Here is an 18,480-nt window from a genome sequence, read left to right on the forward strand (position 1 = left end):
CGTATTCACGGGCCGGTGGCCGGGGCGGGGAGGCGGATACCGCGTTGCACGGCCGGGCGCCGTTCGACCTGCCGGTACCAGCGCGTCAGGTGGCGGTGGGCGCTGAAATCAAAGCTCACAAGGGCTGCTATATGCAGCCAGGCGAAGGTGGCGATGTCGGCAATCGAATAAGCGTCCCCAGCCAGCCACGAGCGGCTGGCCAGGTGCTGGTCGAGCGTTTCGAAGGTGCTTTCGGTCAGGCTGCGGTAGCGCTGCAGCGCCGCCGGGTTGGGCGTGGCCTCGAAGCACTCGAAGTGCACGCGCTGGCCGAGCAGGGGCCCCATGCTGGCGCTGTGGTACATCAGCCAGGTGATCGCGGCCCAGCGGGGCTGCGTTGCCTGATCGAGCAACTGGCCGCTGAGCTGAGCCAGGTAAAGCAGGATGGCGGCGGACTCGAACAGCACGATATCGGCATCACGGTCGACCAGCACGGGAATGCGGCCTGCCGGGTTGAGCGCGAGAAAGTCTGGTTGCATGTGCTCGCCGTGCTCGATTCGGACATGTTCCAGGTGATAGGGCAGGCCCATCTCTTCCAGTGCGATGGTGATTTTGAAACCGTTGGGGGAGCTGTCGGTGTACAGAACGAGGGAGGGGTCTTGCATGCTGGATAACCTCAGGGAAACTAACGTAAGTTGTTTGGCCTGAGCGCTATCCTATGCATGCTGTATGCGCATTTAAAACGATAGCTTCTGTCACTAGAGTTAGATTTTCTAAATCAAGGATTCCCCATGGGCGCTGTCCTGCCACTGCTCGCCTTGCGCGCTTTTACCGAAACCACTCGCCTGGGCAGCCTGAAGGCCGCTGCCGAGCGCATGGGGGTGACGCCTGGGGCGATCAGCCAGCAGATCCGCCAGCTGGAGGACCGTCTTGGCATCAGCTTGCTGACCCGCAGCCGCCATGGCGTGCAGCTCACCGAGGCGGGAGCGGCGTTGTACCCGGGCCTCTCGCGTGGCTTCGGCGAGATCGAGAGCGCGCTGCTGGACCTGGACGCGTTGGTGGGCGCCAGTACCTTGACCATCAGTACCCAGCCCTCGTTCGCCTCCAGCTGGCTGGTGCCGCGCCTGGCCGCTTTCAATGCGCTGCATCCGCATATCGAGGTGCGCGTGGAGGCTACCGCGCAACTGGTCGACCTGCAGCGAGGGCGCGTCGATATCGCATTGCGCCATGGCTTGGGCGACTATCCGGGGCTTGAATCGATCCCCTTCCTGGCACCGGTGCTGCTGCCGGTCTGCAGCCCGGCCCTGCTCGCCGGCGGGCCGCTGCTGCGCGAGCCGCAGGACTGCCTGCAATACCCACTGCTGCAGGAGGCCGAGCGCGCCGACTGGGCGCTGTGGTTGCAGGCCCACGGCGTGGTGCCGGACAGCCGCAGCCGGCGCGGGCCGAGCTTCGACGAGGACTTGCTGCTGTTGCGTGCGGCCGTCGGTGGCCAGGGCATCGCGCTGGTGCAGGCGCAGCATGCCGAGGAAGACCTGCGCGAGGGTCGACTGGTGGTGGCCGTGGACCGGCCCTGGCCGTCGCGTTTCGCCTATTACGTGGTCGCCCGCAGGGAGAAGCTCGAACGACCGCCGGTGCGGGCGTTCATCGACTGGCTGGCTGGGCAGCTTGTTGGTGGCTAGAGGGTAGGGGGGCAGTATTTTTCCGGGTCGCGACTTTCACGATGTTGCCCCGCCGCTACTCCACAGCCTCCGCCAGCCCCTGGTCCTCACCCAGGAACCCACCGCTCTGATGCCGCCACAGCCGTGCATAGGTGCCGTTCCTGTCGAGCAGCTCAGCATGGCTGCCTTGCTCGATGATGCGCCCCTCATCCATGACGATGAGCCGGTCCATGGCGGCGATCGTGGACAAGCGATGGGCGATGGCGATGACGGTCTTGCCCTGCATCATGTCGTCGAGGCTTTCCTGGATCGCGACTTCGACCTCCGAGTCCAGGGCGCTGGTGGCTTCGTCGAGCAGCAGGATCGGCGCGTTCTTGAGCATCACCCGGGCAATGGCAATGCGCTGGCGCTGGCCACCGGACAGCTTGATGCCACGCTCGCCCACCAGAGTGTCGTAACCGCTGTGGCCTTGCCGATCGCTCAACTGGCTGATGAAACCATCGGCCTGGGCATTGGCCGCGGCGCTGCGAATCTGCGCCTCGGTCGCTTCGGGGCGGCCATAGGCGATGTTGTCGCGGATGGAGCGGTGCAGCAATGACGTGTCCTGGGTGACCATGCCGATGGCGCTGCGCAGGCTGTCCTGGGTGACCTGGGCGATGTTCTGCCCATCGATGCGGATCTCGCCGTCGTTGACGTCGTAGAAGCGCAGCAGCAGGTTGATCAGCGTGGATTTGCCGGCGCCGGAGCGACCCACCAGGCCGACTTTTTCGCCGGGGCGAATGTGCAGGGTCAGGTCATCGAGCACCTGGCGTTCGCCGTTGTAGTTGAAGCTCACCTTGTCGAAGGTCACCGCGCCACCGCGGGTCACCAGCGTGCCGGCGTCGGGCGCATCCTGTACCTTGGGGCCGCGGGTCAGGGTGGCCATGCCGTCCTGCACGGTGCCGATGTTTTCGAACAGGGAGGTCATCTGCCACATGATCCAGTGCGACATGCCGTTGATCCGCAGGGCCATGGCCGTGACCGCCGCCACGGCGCCCGCGCCGACTTGGCCCTGGTGCCAGAGCCACAGGGCATAGCCGCCAGCGCCCAGGATCAAGCCGACCACCAGCGCCTGGTTGACAATCTCGAACTGACTGACCAGGCGCATCTGGCGAAAGCCGGTGAGCTTGAAGTCCTCCATCGCCGCCCGCGCAAAGTGCGCTTCGCGTTTGGAATGGGAGAACAGTTTCACCGTGGTGATGTTGGTGTAGGCATCGGAGATGCGCCCGGTCATCGATGACCGCGCATGGGCCTGCTCCTGGCCGACCTTGCCCAGGCGCGGCACGAAGTACAGCATGGCCAGCCCGAACAGGGCGCCCCAGGCCAGGAACGGCAGCATCAGCTGCAGGGCGAAACCGCCGGCCAGGGCGATGATGGCGATGAAGTACACGCCGATGCCGGGCAGGACCTCGATCAGGGTGAACAACACCTCGCGCACGGCCAGCGCGGTCTGCATCACCTTGGTGGTGACCCGGCCGGAAAACTCGTCGGAGAAGAACGACAGGCTCTGGCGCAGCATCAGCCGATGGAAATCCCAGCGCAGGCGCAGCGGCAGGTTGATCGCCAGCACCTGGTGTTGCATCAGGGTACGCAGGGCCACCAGCACGATACTGCTCAGCAGGACAATACCGATGCTCCAGAGCACGCGGCTTTCCTGTTCGCTTGCGCCGCCTGCCTGCCAGGCGGGAAGCAGGTCGACCACCTGGCCAAGGAAGGAAAACAGCCAGGCTTCATAGATCGACACGCCGGCGCTGAACAGCGCGAGGGCCAGGATGTATCCGCGCGCCCCCCGCGTGCAGGCCCACAAGAAGCGCAGCAGGCCTAGCGGTGGCGGTGGGATCTCATCAGGCGGGAAGGGGTCGAGCCATCGTTCAAAAACACGCAGCATGCTGGTCTCCAGAAGGGCACGGCGTTGATCGGCAACGCCGTAGCGATCGTGCAACCATACCGTACATCGAGGTTTTCGCCTTGCCGCTTGTGCCCCCCTGAGGCCAGCTGCTGCCAGGTGTCATCTACCGCGATCGGTCAGCAAGGCTGCGCCGCCATCCGATTGGAGACATTGCGCCCGAGCACCAGTACCGCGACAAAACCGCAGCCCACCAGGGCCGTGGCCAGGCTCAGCAGCACCGCGGTACCGAGCTGATCGACAATGCGCCCGCCGAAGAACGAGCCTACCGCGATGATCACCTGGAACATGGCGACGAACAGCGGCATGCCGCGTTCGACATCCTTGGGCGCCACCACGAACATCCAGATACTGGCGCAGGCCGGGAAGGCGCCAAAGGCGAAGCCCCACAGCGCGATCAGCATCGCGGCGCCGGTCAAGCCGGTGGCGAAGTAGGGAAACAGGGCGGTGCTGATGCCGATCATCAGGGCGACCAGCAACAGGGTGTGACGCACACTGCGGTTGGCGGCGAAACCGGCGAAGATGTTGCCGATCACCCCGGCCACGCCGTACAGCAACAGCAGCGAACCGATGGTCGGCCCATCGAAGCCGGCGCTTTGCTTGAAGAACGGTGCGACATAGGTATAGGCGGCAAAATGCGCCAGGCCGATCAGCAATACCGCGATCAACCCGACCCGTGCCTGCGGATTGACGAACAGCGCCGGCAGGTCGCTGATGCGAATGGCTTTGTCGGGGGTGAGCCGCGGCAGCAGAAAGACCTGCGCCAGCAGTACTGGCACGCCCACCAGCGCGGTGGCCAGGAAGGTCATGCGCCAGCCCATCAGGCCGCTCAGCCAGGTGCCGACCGGCACGCCCAGCACGGTGGCCAGGGTCACGCCGACCATGATGATCGAGGTGGCCTGGGCCACGCCCACGCCCTTGGGGGCCAGCCGGCCACTGAGGGCAATGGCGGTGGCCCAGAAACCGCCGATGCTGATGCCCAGCAGCACGCGGCCGAACAGCAGCAGGCTGAAGTCGCTGGCGTAGGCCACGACGGCGTTGGCGAGGATCATGATCAGCGTCAGGCCGATCAGCAGGTAGCGACGGTCCAGGGCGCCGATGCCCACCGACAGCAAGGGCGCGGCGAGGGCGGCCATGATGCCGGGCAGGGTGACCATCAGGCCGGCCTGGCCGGCGCTGATGCCCAGGTCGCTGGCGACATCGTTGAGTACGCCCACCGGGAGAAACTCACTGGTGACCAGGGCGAAGGCGCCCACGGCGACCGAGAGAATCGCCAGCCACTGTTGGCTGACGCTTTGTTGACTGTGTTCGGGACGGCCGTGAGACGGCGGAGTGACACTGGGCATGGTGTTGGATTCCATGGGGGGATGCCGCCTGGGGCGGACCGGGGAGCGGGAAAAATGGTTGGCGATTATAAGAGACGGTTTTGCCGAGCAGACAGGCGGGGCGCTCGATAGTAATCATCAGCCTGATCGATGGTTGTACCGCGAATACGACCACCCCTGGCACGCCTGAACGCCCGTGGACGCTTGCAAAATACATATGGAAATCCGTATATTCGTATCTCCATATGTATTGGTGCAGCCATGATAACCCCGCCCGATGTGTTCAAGAGCCTGTCTGACGAAACCCGTGCTCGCGCCAGCCTGCTGATCGCCAGCCTTGGTGAGCTATGCGTTTGCGAGCTGATGTGCGCATTGAACGACAGCCAGCCGAAGATCAGTCGCCACCTGGCGCAGCTGCGCAGCAGTGGCATGCTGCTGGACCGCCGCCAAGGGCAATGGGTGTATTACCGCCTCAATCCGGATCTGCCTGCCTGGGTACACGAGATCTTGCAGGCGACACTGCAGGCCAACACGCAATGGTTGGCAGAGAACACCCTGCGCCTGCAGAACATGGACGGTCGCCCCGTTCGTGACGCTGCCTGCTGCTGATCATCACTGTACGAGGTCATCATGCTGGTAGCGATTGCAGTCTTCGTTTTCACCCTCATCCTGGTCATCTGGCAGCCGAAGGGGCTTGGCGTTGGCTGGAGCGCAGCGCTCGGTGCCCTCATCGCCCTGGCGGCAGGCGCCGTTTCGCTGCACGACATCCCAACTGTGTGGGCCATCGTCTGGAACGCCACCGTCACCTTCATCGCCGTCATCATCATCAGCCTGCTGCTGGATGAGGCCGGGTTCTTCGAGTGGGCCGCGCTGCACGTGGCGCGCTGGGCAAACGGCAGCGGCTACCGCCTGTTCGCCTTCTGTGTGCTGCTCGGCGCCGCCATGTCGGCGCTGTTCGCCAACGATGGTGCGGCACTGATCCTCACACCTATCGTCATGTCGATGCTGCTCGCGCTACGTTTCTCGCCCGCCGCGACACTGGCCTTCGTCATGGCGGCCGGTTTCATCGCCGACACGGCGAGCCTGCCGTTGGTGGTCTCCAACCTGGTGAACATCGTCTCGGCCGACTACTTCAAGCTGGGCTTCAGCGAATACGCTTCGGTGATGGTGCCAGTGAATCTCGCCAGTGTGTCGGCAACCCTGCTGGTGCTGTTCCTGTTCTTCCGCCGTGATATCCCGAGACAGTACGCGGTCGCGGCCCTGAAGATGCCAAACGAGGCAATTCATGACCGCGCAACCTTCAAGGTGGGTGGCTGGGTGCTGCTGGTGTTGCTGATCGGCCTGTTCGCTCTGGAACCACTGGGTATCCCGATCAGTGCGGTAGCAGCAACTTGTGCAGCGATCCTGTTTACCGTCGCCGCCCGTGGCCATCACATCTCGACCCGGCGTGTGCTGCGCGAAGCACCCTGGCAGGTGGTGATCTTTTCTCTCGGTATGTACCTGGTGGTATACGGGCTGAAGAACGCCGGCCTCACCGACATGCTCACCCACCTGCTCGACCGCCTTGCGCAGCAAGGGCTGTGGAGTGCCGCCATCGGCACCGGGCTGATCGCTGCATTGCTGTCCTCGGTCATGAACAACATGCCCAGCGTGTTGATCGGCGCTTTGTCGATCCAGGCCAGCGAGGCGCAAGGGCTGGTACGCGAGGCGATGATCTACGCCAACATCATCGGCTGCGACCTCGGCCCGAAAATTACCCCCATCGGCAGCCTCGCCACGCTGCTCTGGCTGCACGTGCTGGAGCGCAAAGGCATGCGCATCACCTGGGGCTATTACTTCAAAGTCGGCATCCTGCTGACGCTGCCAGTTCTATTGATCACCCTTTCGGCTCTGGCATTGCGCCTCAGCCTCTGAACCCGCCACGAAGCGCAGGAGCCCTCATGCGAGTCCTATTCATGTGCACGGCCAACAGCTGCCGCAGCATCCTTTCCGAGGCCGTGTTCAATCACCTGGCCCCTCATGGATTTGAAGCCGTCAGTTCCGGCAGTTTCCCAAAGGGCCAAGTGTTGCCGCGCAGCCTGACCACCTTGCAGCATGCCGGTATCCCGATCGAGGGGCTGAGCAGCAAGGGCAATGACGCGTTCGAGCATTGCCCTCCTGACATCGTCATCACCGTTTGCGACAACGCTGCCGGCGAAGCCTGCCCGGTGTATTTCGGCCCTGCGCTGAAGACGCACTGGGGGCTGGAGGATCCGTCCGCTGTCGTGGCTGACGAAGCGTCGGTCGATGCTGCATTCCGCGCCACGCTGGCCCGGATCCAGTCTCGTTGCGAGGCCTTCTTCGCGCTGCCATTCGAACATCTCGATCGTGAGCAGCTCAAAAACGAGCTGGATCGCATCGCTACGCTTTGAGCAGGAGGAAACATGTCCGAGCAACTGCCTAATCTCGATTTCTCGCTGTTCGATCTGCCGCCAGGGGCAACGCGCTCCAGCGAGCATAAACCGCGTATCCTGTTGCTGTATGGATCGACCCGCGAACGTTCCTTCAGTCGCCTGCTGGTGGAGGAAGCTGCACGCCTGCTGGAGCACTTCGGTGCCGAGACCAGGGTCTTCAATCCTTCGGGCCTGCCGCTACCTGACGATGTGCCTGTCGAGCACCCCAAGGTGCAGGAGCTGCGTGATCTGGTGCAGTGGTCGGAAGGCCAGGTCTGGTGCTCGCCAGAGCGCCACGGTGCAATGTCAGCAGTGTTCAAGGCGCAGATCGACTGGATTCCTCTGGCACTGGGTGCGGTTCGCCCCACTCAAGGCAAGACCCTGGCGGTCATGCAGGTGTGTGGCGGCTCGCAGTCATTCAACGTGGTCAACCAGTTGCGCGTGCTTGGCCGCTGGATGCGCATGTTCACCATTCCCAACCAGTCTTCGGTGCCCAAAGCCTACCTTGAGTTTGATGACGCCGGGCGGATGAAACCCTCGCCGTACTACGATCGCGTGGTGGACGTCATGGAGGAACTGGTGAAGTTCACCGTTCTGTTGCGCGACCGCCAGGCGTTCTTGGTGGATCGCTATTCGGAGCGTAAGGAAAACGCCGAGCAACTCGCTGCCCGTGTCAACCAGCGCTCGATCTGAGACGATGCCCGGAATATCCGCTATTGGCCGAGGGCGTCCCATAGGAAATAGCCCGCTTGGGTCGTAAGCGCTCACCCGAGGATTACAGCTATCGACCCACGGCCATCGTTCGCAAAAGCCTTGCCCGCCCTGGCCCGGGATCAATGGTTAGCGCAGGCATCGCTGCCAAGTCAGGCGGCGCCCTTGGCCTGCTGCTCCAGATGCACCTGCAATGCCGGATCGAGTTGCAGTGCGCCGGCCAGCTCATCCAGGTAGGCCCGCTCTGCTTCCTGCTGGTCATCCACCAGCATCACGCTGGCCAGGTACATTTCCGCGGCCATCGCCGGGTCCCGCGCCGACTGCGCCACCTCTGCAGCATCGAGTGGCTTGCCGACTTCTTCATCCAGCCATTGCTGCAGTTGCGGGTCGCTGGTCTGGCGTTTGATTTCGGCGTAGATCAACTGTTCTTCCTGCTGGTCGATGCGCCCATCGGCCTTGGCCGCCGCAATCAGCGCGCGCAGGATCGCATGGCTGTGATCCTCGGCCTCGGCGCCGGACAGTTGATCCACCGTGCGAACCGCCTGCTGCGGGGCTGCCGCCTGGCTGCGCTGCCAGCTTTGATAGGCCTTGAATGCCATCATCCCCAGCGACGCCAGGGCCGCGTAATTGACGCCGCCCGCGGAACGCCCCTGGGTATAGCCGCCAGTGTTGCTGCCACCGCCGCCCAGCAGTCCGCCCAGCAATCCACCAAGGCCGCCACCGCCAGCCGTCGTACCGTCGCCGCCAAGCAGGCCGCCGAGCAAGCCACCCAAGCCACCCAAGCCACCCATGCTGTCTTGCGATGAGCTGCCGCCGCTCCCTTTTTGCATCTGCGAAGCTTGTCTTGCCCGAAGCAGCTGTTCGAGTAGATCACTGGTATTCATGGCACCGCCCTCGTCGGTCGTGGTCGCCCAGACAAGCAACGATAGCCCCCTGAAGACGATCCGCCATGACCGCCTGACCAATGGGGCGTTCGGCTCAATGCGTTGTCGTTGCTTGGATTGAGGGAGGGCAATACCGCCTGCCCAATGATGGTGGCAAAAGGCCGTATTCCTGCTCGCCTGATCCCTTGCCGCGCTATATCATTGCGCCCCCGCAGCTGAGGTGCTTGCTCGCTGATTGCAGCTGCCGATGGATCGAGACCCGCCCCAAGGATTTTTCATGTCTGGATTGCTCCGTGCGTTCGCACGTCTGTTACCGCTTGCCCTACTTACCGGCTGCGCCGCCAAATCCCCCGCCCTGGTCAGCGAGGCCCTGCAACCGGCCGCTGGTGGTCCAGTAACGTACCTGGTAGGCAGCATCGGCCCCCTTGGCCGCGATAGTGCCTACACCAACCAGCGCATCCTCCTGCGCAAACGTGGCGCGCAGGACGGCGCGGCAGCATGGTGGGGGTTTGCCGAGGTGGCCCACACCCCGAAGGACATCGAAGAGGTGCGCGGCCCCGACAAACAGGCGCTGCCCGGCGAGGCCAGCGTGTTCGTAATGCCCCTCAAGCCCGGCGACTACGAATTCTATGACTTCCAGTTCTTCTGGAACGGCTACAACGGTGGCTACAGCTCCATCCGGGCACGGGAACAGTTCCTCGTGCCCATGCACCTGGAAGCCGGCAAGGCGTACTACATCGGCGAATTCCGTTCGCGTTGCCTCGGGCCTTCCGCCTGCCTGTTCTTCCATGGCGACCAGCAGCCGCGCGATGAAGTGATCGCCCGGCGCTATACCCCCGCATTGCCGCCCCTGCAGGCCCTGAACTTGAACATGGCGCCGGCATTCCCCTTCGTCATGCCTCTGCCCCAAGCCGCCCAGCCGGCGAAGTGACCCGTACCCAGGAAAACCCGCAATGAAAAAGACTCTGTTCCTCAGCGCCAGCCTGCTGCTGGCCGGCTGCGCAGGTACCCAGACCTTGCCCGATCCGCACATCGAGGCAGGCCAGGATTACCTGCCGCCGATCGCGGTAATGGTCGATTCGCTCGAGCACGGCACCGAGCTGCGCAATTACCTGCGCGAGAGCGGCGTGTTCAGCAAGGTCGAGAACGGTGCCGCCGGCGAAGGGGAGACCCAGGTGATGGTCAAGCTGGATGCCCAGCGCAAGGTTGCGCCTGCGCCGTTGCTGTTCCTCAGTGCCGCCACTCTGTTCCTCTTGCCCTTGCAGAGTGACCTGGACACCAAGGCCGACTTCACCGTGATGCGTGATGGCAAGGTGCTCAAGCGTTATCACTATGAGAACTACATGGCCAAGTACGCCTGGCTGCTCGACCTCGGTGTTCCTGAACGCGAGGAAAACATCCGTCGGGTCGCCCGTGCTTTCGCCCGTGACATGCAGGCCGCCAACCTGGCCAGCAAGCCGCTGGAGGCGCAGCGATGAACAACCTGGTCAAGGTGGCGCTGATGGCGGCCGGGCTGGCATTGCTCGGCGGCTGCAACCCGTCGATGAAGCCGCTGGGCTATCACGCGCAAAAGCCCTATGTGCCGATGAGCCTGTTGGTGCTGCCGGATGGCTACACCCGCTTCGACGTCCAGGAGCGTGACGAGCTGACCAGCGCAGTCAGGTCGTCCGGCGCATTCTCTTTCGTCGATCACGGACTGCCGCGCAAGGGTTACGCCCTGGTCATCAGCCAACCACCAGGCGAAGGGGCTGGTTTTCTGGTCGCGCTCAACGCCCTGACGCTGCTGACGTTCCCGATGCCCTACAGCTACGTGCACAACCTGACCGGAAAGGTCTACAAGGACGGCGAGCTGCTGCGCACCTTCAGCTACAAGCGTGAGGGCATGAGCGTGGGCGCCTGGTATGTGCCGCCGCCGATCACCGAGAACCAGCGGCAGATGCTGACTGAACTGATGCGCGACCTGGAGGCCAGTGCGCTGATTCCCCATGTTGACGATGCGGGGCAGGTTGGGTTGGTTGATCAACGGTAAGTCGTGGGCAGCACAATGAGATCTCCATCGCACATCCGAGGATGGTTTATCCAGAACCTGCATTGTTCTGAATGTGACTTGCCACCGCCCACGTGTTCGAACCGGGTGCTATTCGGCATGATGCGTAACGCTGAGCTCAAGCGCCGGCCAATTCTTGCAACAGACGCTGTTTGAGATCGTGCAGGCGTGCGCTGTCTCGTCGGCGTGGATGGGGCAGGGGGATGCTGATGTCTTCCTTTATCCTGCCAGGCCGCGCATCCATCACGATCACCCGGTCACCCAGGTACAGAGCCTCTTCGACGTCATGGGTCACCATGATCACGGTGCAGCGCTCCTGCACCCAGATGCGTTGCAGCTCCTGTTGCAGACGCACCCGGGTCAAGGCATCCAGTGCGCCGAGCGGTTCGTCCAGCAACAGCACCTTGGGTTTGTTCACCAGTGCCCGGGCAATCGCCGCGCGCTGGGCCATGCCGCCAGACAGCTGGTGCGGGTAGGCCTGCTCGTAACCGCCCAGGCCCACCAGTTCGATGTGCTCGGCCACCAGCCGGCTCTTTTCAGCCGCCGGTAACCTATGGTTCTTCAAGGCCAGGGCAATGTTCTGCTGCAGGGTCATCCACGGGAACAGGCGGTGGTCCTGGAACACGATGCCGCGCTCAAGGCCCGGCCCGCGCACCGCCTGCTGGTCCAGCAGGATCTGCCCCTGGTAATCCTGATCAAGGCCGACGATCAGTCGTAGCAAGGTCGACTTTCCGCAGCCGCTGGCGCCGAGAATGCTGACGAACTCGCCGGGGCGGATGTCCAGGTCGATGTCTTCAAGTACCGGCACTGGCTTGCCCTTGAGCGGGTAGGCCTTGCTCAGGCCGCGGATGGTCAGGGCGCCAGGGCTGACGCTGGTGGGTAAGGCATGGGCGATAGCGTTCATGATCGGGCCTTTCAACGGGTGGGCTGCCAGCGCAGCAGGCGGCGGGTAAGCAGGGAACACAGCCAGGACATCAGGTAGCCGCACAGGCCGATACACAGCACGCAGACCACGATGATCTCCATGCGCGCCGCGGCCTCGGCGTTCATCATCAGGCTGCCAAGGCCAGCCCCGGCGGACAGGAACAACTCGCTGCCCACCGAGGTAACCCAGGCGAAGGCCAGGGCTTGCAAGACGCCGGCGGCAATGCCTGGCAATGCCGCCGGCAGCAGGATCAGCCACAGTTGCTGCCAACGGCCGAGCATCAATACTCGCGCGGCCTCACGGTGCGGGCCGGCGACCTGGCGCAGGCTTTCAAAGGTGTTCAGCACCATCGGGTACAACGCCGCCAGGCTGACGATCAGCAGCTTGGCGCCTTCACCGTTACCCAGCCACAGGGCAATCAACGGGATCCAGCCCAGCATCGGCACCTGGCGCAGGGCATGGAACAGCGGTGCGATCAGACGGTTGGCCGGCACGGACAGGGCCATCAGCGCCCCCAGGCCGACACCGCCGACGATGCCGATGGCAAGGCCGCTGCAGGTGCGCAACAGGCTCGCCCACAGGTTGACCAGCAACTCGCCGCTGGCCAGCAGTTCGGCCAGTGCGCTACCTACCTGCGCCAGCGGTACGAAGGCATAGGCGCCAGTCGCGCCCTGGCGCGAGGCATATTCCCAGGCACCGAGCAGCAATAGCGGTAACACCAGGCCACGCACACTCTGCAGTTTCATCGCATCCTCCTCAGCGGCTTTGCCAGGCAGACAGGCGCCGCTGCACACGGCGCAGGGTGAAATCCAGGCAGAAACCGATCAGCCCGGTCAGCACCACGCCGACCATCACTACATCGATGCGCAGCATCTGCCGGCCCATCTCGATCATCTGCCCCAGGCCGCTGTCGGCCGCCAGCAGTTCGCAGGCCACCAGCACCACCCAGGCACGGGTGAGGGCCACGCGGATACCGGTGACAATGGCCGGGACCGCGGCGGGCAGGGCAATCCGGCCTACCAGCGTGGGCCAGCGCAGGCGGTACACCGCTGCCACTTCGAAATGACTGCGCGGGATCGCGCGGATGCCTTCGCAGGTGGCCAGCGCCACCGGGAAGAACGCGGTCTTGGCGACGATGACCACCTTGAAGGTTTCGTCGACGCCGAACAGCAGCACGAACATCGGGATCAGCGCGATGCTCGGCACCTGGCGCAGGGTATGGAACAGAGGGGCGCAGTAAGCCTCCACGGTTTTCGACAGCGCCAGTGCCGCGCCAAAGGCCAGGCCGGCCAGTGCGCCACCGGTAAAGCCCAGGGCCAGCCGCGACAGGCTGCCGGCCAGGTGCTCCTGCAGCTCGCCGCTGGCCAGCAGGTCGGTGAGGCTGCGCCACACCTCCAGCGGCGAGATCAGCAGGTTGGCCGGAAACAGTCCGGCATTGGCCACCACGGCCCAGAGGGTGAGCAGGGCCAGGGGTGAGATGAACCAGGTAAGGGACGAGAGCACGCGCATGGCTGGCCTTGGGAGAGCAGGAGATAACGGCTTATCGCAAGAGCTGTGCCAGGCGGCGCAGGCCCTGGATTACAGGGCTGCAGGGAGGGGATGGTGCTGGGGAAGCAGCGCGGTGTTGCTGCAGCAGCAGTCGGTCAGCAGCATCGGCGTTGGCGCTTCGCGGGTTTGCCCGAGAAGCCGCCCACTCGGTTCCAGATCAGAAATCGTAACTCACACTGGTGTAGTAGAACGCCCCCTGCGCCCCCTCCGGGCTGGTAATGGAGTATTTCGGCACGCCATACAACTGCGCGCCCTCAAGCTTGTCCGGGTGGCTGTCGAACAGGTTGATCGCGCCCGCCGACAAGGTCAGGCCCAGGTCGAAGTGGTACGACACGTCCAGGTCGGTTACCCACTGCGGGCTGAAGGTCTGGTCCAGGGCGGGGTTGGCGGCGTTGCGGTTCTGCCACTCGCCATACCGGCGCTGGGCCACGGTGACGCTCCAGCCGTCATACAGCCAGTTGGCGCTGAGGGTCAGCTTGTCCTTGGGCGTGCCGTCTTCGATCAGGCCCTGGGTGTTGCGGCCGATGATCTGGTTGCCGGGGATGTTGCCCACGTCGCCCAGGCCGGTGATGCGGGTGTTGTTGCGTGCATAGCCGCCATTGAAGTCCACACGCCCCCAGCGGCCTACGTCCAGCTGGTAATGCCCGGCCAGCTCGAAGCCGTCGGTGCGGGTGTCGGCGATGTTGGTGTAGAACGCCGCGCTCTGGATGTTGGCGTAGGGCGTGCCGGCGAAGATCGGGCCGACCACCGACGCGGGCAACTGGTCGGACAGGGTGATGCGGTTGTCGATGTCGATGCGGTAGGCATCGAGTGTGAGCGAGGCGTTAGGCAGTGGCTGCCAGACCAGGCCCACGGAGAAGTTGGTCGACTCTTCCGGCTTCAGTGCCTTGCCGCCCAGCAAGGCTGCTTCCGGGCTGTCGGCGCGCAGGGTGCGCTGCTGCACCTCGACCCAGTTGCCACTGCCCGGCGGCTGCTCCACCACCTGCACGCTGAACGACGACAACCCGCTCTGCACCAGCGAGGGCGCGCGGTAACCGGTGCTGGCGCTGGCCCGCGCGGCAATTTGCGGGGTGAAGTCGTAACGCAGCGACAGCTTGCCGTTGGTGGTGTCGCCAAAGTCCGAGTAATGTTCGCTGCGCACCGCCACGCCGGCCTGGAATTTCTCGGTCAGCTGGGCTTCGACATCGAAGTAGGCACCGATCACGCGGCGGTCCAGCGACACCGCATCGACCTGGGTGATCCCCGAGTAGTAACCAGGAATGCGTCGGCCCGTAATCGGGTCGATCGTGTTGAACAGCGGCCCGTTGGACCAGCCGGCAGCGTCGCCCTCGCTGAGGTCGTAGTTTTCCTGGCGCCAGGCCAGCCCGGCGGACACGGTCAATGGCTTGAACAGCCAGTCGTTGGCGAAATCGCGGGTCCAGTCCAGGGTCAGGTTGGTCTGGTCTGCTTCGCGGCGGCCGGTGTAGATGGTCGACGGGCTGGTGGTGCCCCAGCTGGGGTTGATGGCGTTGCGGTCGGTGGAGTCGACGCGGTTGTTACCGTAGTTCAGTGCCAGGTCGAAGTTGCCCAGGGTGTCGTTTTCAAGGCGCAGGCCACCGGTGACGGCATAGTCCTCCAGGCCGTAGCGGGTGACTGGCAGGCGGCCGTCTGGGTAGCGCGCCAGGGCTACGCTGCCATAGTTGCTGCGCAGGGTGGTCGGTGGGTCGAAGAAGTTCTCGGCATCGGTGTTCTTGTGCGCGTAGGTTGCGAAACCATAGGCGCTCAGGCCCTCGCTCAAGCCCATTTCGGCATTGGCGGTGAAGTTGTACTGGTCCGAGACATTGCCCGAGCCCCAGCGCCAGTTGCGGTAGCGGTTGTTCTGCTCGCGCGGTGTGTCGATGCTGGTGGAGCCGGGGTAGAAGAGGCGGTTGTCGTCACGGGTATCGCTGGCGGGGTCCTGGCTGCCGGCGTCGAAGGCCAGGGTCAGGAAGCCGTCGTTGGGCAGGGCAAAGCCCTTCCAGCCGCTGAGCTTGCGCTGCAGGCCGTCGCCTTTCTTGTAGCCGCCGAAGCGGTAGCCGGCGTTGCCGCCTTCGTCGCGCTCCTTGAGCACGATGTTGATCACCCCGGCGATGGCATCCGAGCCGTACTGAGCGGCGGCGCCATCGCGCAGGATTTCCACCCGTTCGATGGCTGACAGCGGGATCAGGCTAAGGTCCACTGCTGCCGCGCCCCGGGCGTTGACCAGGCCCTGGCGGGTGACGTTGGCGCTGGTATGGCGGCGTTTGCCGTTGACCAGCACCAGGACCTGGTCCGAAGCCAGGCCGCGCAGCGAGGCGCCCTGGGCGATGGAGCCGGCAAACGCACCTTGCGGCGACTGTGGGAAGCTGAACGAGGGCGACAGCGCGGTGAGCGCGGCGGACAGGTCGCTGGCACCGGTTTGCTGGAGTTTTTCGCCGCTCAGCACATCGACCGGGGCGGCGCTTTGCAGGGCGGTGACGTCGCTGCGATGGGTGCCGACCACGACAACGGTGTCGAGGCGGGCGGAGGGTTCGGCGGCGAATGCGGGCACGGCAAGGCCGGCGATGGCCAGGGCGATGGCGCTGGCCAAGGCGGTTGGACGGGGCATGGAGTAATCCTTTTATGCAGCGTGATGCATTGGGGCTGCTGCACAGCAGCCCAATGGCCTGATAATCAGAAGCGGCTGGTAACGCTGAGCCCGACGGTGCGCGGGTCACCGTAGGTGATCACGTACTGCCCGGCGGTGCCGTTGGGCCGGCCGTGCACCTGGTAGCGGCGGTCGGTGAGGTTGTTGACGAAGCCAGTCACGCTCAGCTTGTCGTCATGGCTGAACCAGCTCAGGCGGGCGTTGGCCAGGGTGTAGTGGGGTTGGCTGAGGGTGGCGTCGGCGCTGCTCTGCCGGTCGGCCAGGAAGTACTCTTTGTCACGGAAGCTCACGTCGCCGCCGGCCACCAGCTTGCCGCCCACTTCCAGCGGGATGGTGTAGTCCGCCCCCAGCGACACCACGTTGCGCGGCGAACGCACGAAGCTGTTGCCGCTGTAGTCGCCGGTCACTGCGCCGGTGGTGGGGTTGGTGTTCTTGAAGTCGGTGTACTCGGTGTCCAGGAACGATAACGCCGCGCGCAGGTGCAGGCGTTCGGTCGGCTGGCCCTCGATCTCAAGTTCCGCGCCCTTGACCTTGCCCTTGGCGCCGTTGGTCAGAGCGGTGGTGAGCACGCCGTTGTTCACCGTCAGCAGGTTCACCTGGATGTCGGAGTAGTCGTAGTAGAAGATGTTCGCGTTGACCGTGAGGCGGCGGTCGAACCACTCCGACTTCAGCCCCAGTTCGTAGGCGTCCAGCTTTTCCGGGTCGACCGTGGTCAACTGTGCCAGGCTGGTCGACAGCCCGGTGTTGAAGCCGCCCGAGCGGAAGCCATGGGCGTAGCGGAAGAACACCCGCAGGTTGTCGTTGATGCGGTATTCAGGCGTCAGGTCGTAAGTCCAGGCTTCCCAGGTCTTGTCTTCCTGGCGGTTGCCGTTGGTGCCTGCTCCAGCCAATGGGATCAGCGGGCCACTGGCCGTGGCACGGGTCTGCTGCACCAGGTCCAGGTCGATGTCCTTTTTCTCCTGGGTCCAGCGCAGGCCGCCGGTGACGCTGAAGTCATCGGTGAAGTCGTAGGTCAGGTTGCCGAACAGGGCGTAGCTGTCGGTGCGGTGATCGTAACCCAGGTCGCGGAACGCGGTGGTGCCCACCTGGTTTGAGCCGCTACCGTTGGGGGTCGGCCCCGGGGTGACGATACGCTGCGCAGAGCTGTCCAGGTCTTCATGGAAGTAGTGGGTGCCCACCAGCCAGTGCAGTGGGCGGTCTTCCGGCGAGGCCAGGCGCAGCTCCTGCGACCACTGGCGGTAGCTGTTGTCGGTGATGGCCGCGCCGTTGACCTCGTAGGGGGTGTAGTCGGCATCGCTGGTGGAGCGGTTGCGGATGTAGTCGTAGGCACTGATCGAGGTCAGGGTGTAGTCGCCCAGGTACCAGTTGAGGGTCAGCGAGGCGCCGTCGTGGTCCAGGCGATAGTCTTCATTGACGTTCAACGAGATGTCGCGCCCGTGCGGGCGTTCGTAGCCGACGTTGTAGTAGCGGCCCACCGGCAGCGAGCCGTTGCTGCCGTCGCCCTTGAACTGGCGGCTGTGCAGCTTGAGCAGGGCGTCCAGGTCGGGGTTGAGCTGGGCCAGGAACTGCAGGCGGATGGCCTTCTTGTTCACATCGCCGTAAGTGTTGCCATCGAAGTCGTTGTTCTGGAAACCGTCGCGCTCCTCGGAGTACAGCGCTACCCGCCCAGCCAATTTTTCATCCACAAGCGCACCACCGATGGCACCGGTGACAATGCGCTCGTTCTTGGTACCGAAGCCGACCGTGCCGTAGCCGTCGGTGTCGAAGGTCGGCTTTTTCGAGATCACGTTGACCGCGCCGGCCGTGGTGTTCTTGCCATACAGGGTGCCTTGCGGGCCACGCAGGATTTCGATGCGTTCCAGGTCGAACAGCGGCCCACCACCGGCGATGGGCGCGTTGAGGTACACGTCATCGGCGTAGATGCCCACCGGGTAGACCGTCGCCGCGCCAGTGTCGCCGGTGCCCAGGCCGCGGATGTACCAACGCGGGCGACCGTCGCCGTCGGGGTTCTTGGCCGAGGCGTTGGGCACGAAGGTGGTGATGTCGCCCATCGCGCGCACACCGTCGGCAGTGATGCTGGTGCCCTTGATGGCCGACACGGCGACCGGGACTTCCTGCAAAGTCTGTTCGCGGTGCTGGGCGGTGACGGTGACGGTTTCCAGGGCCGGTTCGTTCTTTTTGTCTTCGTTGGCGGCGATGGCCTGGGTGCCGGTGCCGGCCAGCAGCAGCGCAAGGCTGACCTGGCGGGCGAGTGGTTGACGTTGGTGCATGGTGGATCTCCCCGTATGTAAAACGTTGTTGGGGAGAGCTAGAGCAGGGACTGTGCCACATTGTTAAATGATTGATTTATATGAATTTAATGCCTTTGCTTGGAGGGTCTTGCAG

Annotated in this window: 17 protein-coding genes; 8 read left to right on the forward strand and 9 right to left on the reverse strand. The window is 64.2% G+C overall.

Going from position 1 to position 18,480, the window contains the following annotated elements; all coding sequences use genetic code 11:
- Positions 1 to 5: 5 nt before the first annotated feature.
- Entirely contained in the window at positions 6 to 641 is a 636-nt protein-coding gene (locus tag ACVWY1_RS07570; RefSeq protein ID WP_457378050.1) for a glutathione S-transferase family protein, read from the reverse strand.
- Positions 642 to 767: 126 nt separating this feature from the next.
- Between ACVWY1_RS07570 and ACVWY1_RS07575 the strand changes: the two genes are divergently transcribed.
- Entirely contained in the window at positions 768 to 1,655 is an 888-nt protein-coding gene (locus tag ACVWY1_RS07575; RefSeq protein ID WP_457378051.1) for a LysR substrate-binding domain-containing protein, read from the forward strand.
- 55 nt (positions 1,656 to 1,710) lie between these two features.
- Here the strand turns inward: ACVWY1_RS07575 and ACVWY1_RS07580 are convergent, their stop codons facing one another.
- Both ACVWY1_RS07580 and ACVWY1_RS07585 read right to left on the reverse strand, forming a co-directional pair.
- Entirely contained in the window at positions 1,711 to 3,561 is a 1,851-nt protein-coding gene (locus ACVWY1_RS07580) for an ABC transporter ATP-binding protein (protein ID WP_457378052.1), read from the reverse strand.
- 137 nt (positions 3,562 to 3,698) lie between these two features.
- Positions 3,699 to 4,925: an MFS transporter gene (locus ACVWY1_RS07585; protein WP_277503644.1), complete on the reverse strand. Its 1,227-nt coding sequence runs from the start codon at positions 4,923 to 4,925 to the stop codon at positions 3,699 to 3,701.
- A gap of 240 nt (positions 4,926 to 5,165) precedes the next feature.
- Between ACVWY1_RS07585 and ACVWY1_RS07590 the strand changes: the two genes are divergently transcribed.
- The 4 genes from ACVWY1_RS07590 to arsH are packed head-to-tail and all read left to right on the forward strand — an operon-like array spanning position 5,166 to position 8,029.
- The gene (locus tag ACVWY1_RS07590; protein ID WP_094011131.1) at positions 5,166 to 5,513 is read left to right on the forward strand and encodes a metalloregulator ArsR/SmtB family transcription factor; all 348 of its coding nucleotides are present in this window, start codon (positions 5,166 to 5,168) and stop codon (positions 5,511 to 5,513) included.
- Between the two features lie 21 nt (positions 5,514 to 5,534).
- Complete coding sequence (locus ACVWY1_RS07595) at positions 5,535 to 6,818, forward strand: arsenic transporter (RefSeq protein WP_457378053.1); 1,284 nt, start codon at positions 5,535 to 5,537, stop codon at positions 6,816 to 6,818.
- Positions 6,819 to 6,844: 26 nt separating this feature from the next.
- A complete protein-coding gene (locus tag ACVWY1_RS07600; RefSeq protein ID WP_457378054.1) occupies positions 6,845 to 7,315 on the forward strand; it encodes an arsenate reductase ArsC in 471 nt (156 codons plus the stop codon).
- A gap of 12 nt (positions 7,316 to 7,327) precedes the next feature.
- Positions 7,328 to 8,029 carry an arsenical resistance protein ArsH gene (arsH, locus tag ACVWY1_RS07605; RefSeq protein WP_457378055.1) on the forward strand — a complete coding sequence of 234 codons (702 nt, stop codon included), beginning with the start codon at positions 7,328 to 7,330 and terminating at the stop codon, positions 8,027 to 8,029.
- Between the two features lie 170 nt (positions 8,030 to 8,199).
- Here the strand turns inward: arsH and ACVWY1_RS07610 are convergent, their stop codons facing one another.
- A complete protein-coding gene (locus ACVWY1_RS07610) occupies positions 8,200 to 8,931 on the reverse strand; it encodes a tellurite resistance TerB family protein (RefSeq protein ID WP_457378056.1) in 732 nt (243 codons plus the stop codon).
- A gap of 277 nt (positions 8,932 to 9,208) precedes the next feature.
- On the opposite strand from ACVWY1_RS07610, the gene ACVWY1_RS07615 reads away from it, so the two are divergent.
- The 3 genes from ACVWY1_RS07615 to ACVWY1_RS07625 are packed head-to-tail and all read left to right on the forward strand — an operon-like array spanning position 9,209 to position 10,960.
- On the forward strand, positions 9,209 to 9,862 hold the full coding sequence (locus ACVWY1_RS07615; RefSeq protein WP_214501535.1) for a hypothetical protein: 654 nt from the start codon (positions 9,209 to 9,211) through the stop codon (positions 9,860 to 9,862).
- A gap of 22 nt (positions 9,863 to 9,884) precedes the next feature.
- Positions 9,885 to 10,409 (forward strand): hypothetical protein, encoded by a 525-nt coding sequence (locus ACVWY1_RS07620; RefSeq protein WP_277503652.1) that lies wholly within the window; start codon positions 9,885 to 9,887, stop codon positions 10,407 to 10,409.
- A complete protein-coding gene (locus ACVWY1_RS07625) occupies positions 10,406 to 10,960 on the forward strand; it encodes a hypothetical protein (protein ID WP_277503653.1) in 555 nt (184 codons plus the stop codon). The genes ACVWY1_RS07620 and ACVWY1_RS07625 overlap by 4 nt, the downstream gene beginning before the upstream one ends.
- 136 nt (positions 10,961 to 11,096) lie before the next feature.
- Here ACVWY1_RS07625 and ACVWY1_RS07630 read toward each other — a convergent pair whose 3' ends face one another.
- From ACVWY1_RS07630 to ACVWY1_RS07650, 5 genes are all read right to left on the reverse strand, one after another.
- Positions 11,097 to 11,882, reverse strand: coding sequence for an ABC transporter ATP-binding protein (locus ACVWY1_RS07630; RefSeq protein WP_277503655.1), 786 nt, complete (start codon positions 11,880 to 11,882; stop codon positions 11,097 to 11,099).
- An 11-nt stretch (positions 11,883 to 11,893) separates the two neighbouring features.
- Positions 11,894 to 12,649 carry an ABC transporter permease gene (locus ACVWY1_RS07635; protein ID WP_401105128.1) on the reverse strand — a complete coding sequence of 252 codons (756 nt, stop codon included), beginning with the start codon at positions 12,647 to 12,649 and terminating at the stop codon, positions 11,894 to 11,896.
- Between the two features lie 10 nt (positions 12,650 to 12,659).
- Positions 12,660 to 13,412, reverse strand: a complete 753-nt coding sequence (locus tag ACVWY1_RS07640) for an ABC transporter permease (protein ID WP_110699580.1) — start codon at positions 13,410 to 13,412, stop codon at positions 12,660 to 12,662.
- A 196-nt stretch (positions 13,413 to 13,608) separates the two neighbouring features.
- On the reverse strand, positions 13,609 to 16,056 hold the full coding sequence (locus ACVWY1_RS07645) for a TonB-dependent receptor plug domain-containing protein (protein ID WP_457378057.1): 2,448 nt from the start codon (positions 16,054 to 16,056) through the stop codon (positions 13,609 to 13,611).
- 65 nt (positions 16,057 to 16,121) lie between these two features.
- Complete coding sequence (locus tag ACVWY1_RS07650) at positions 16,122 to 18,365, reverse strand: TonB-dependent receptor (RefSeq protein ID WP_457378058.1); 2,244 nt, start codon at positions 18,363 to 18,365, stop codon at positions 16,122 to 16,124.
- Between the last annotated feature and the right edge of the window lie 115 nt (positions 18,366 to 18,480).

It is taken from the genome of Pseudomonas sp. TE6288 (assembly GCF_054062095.1).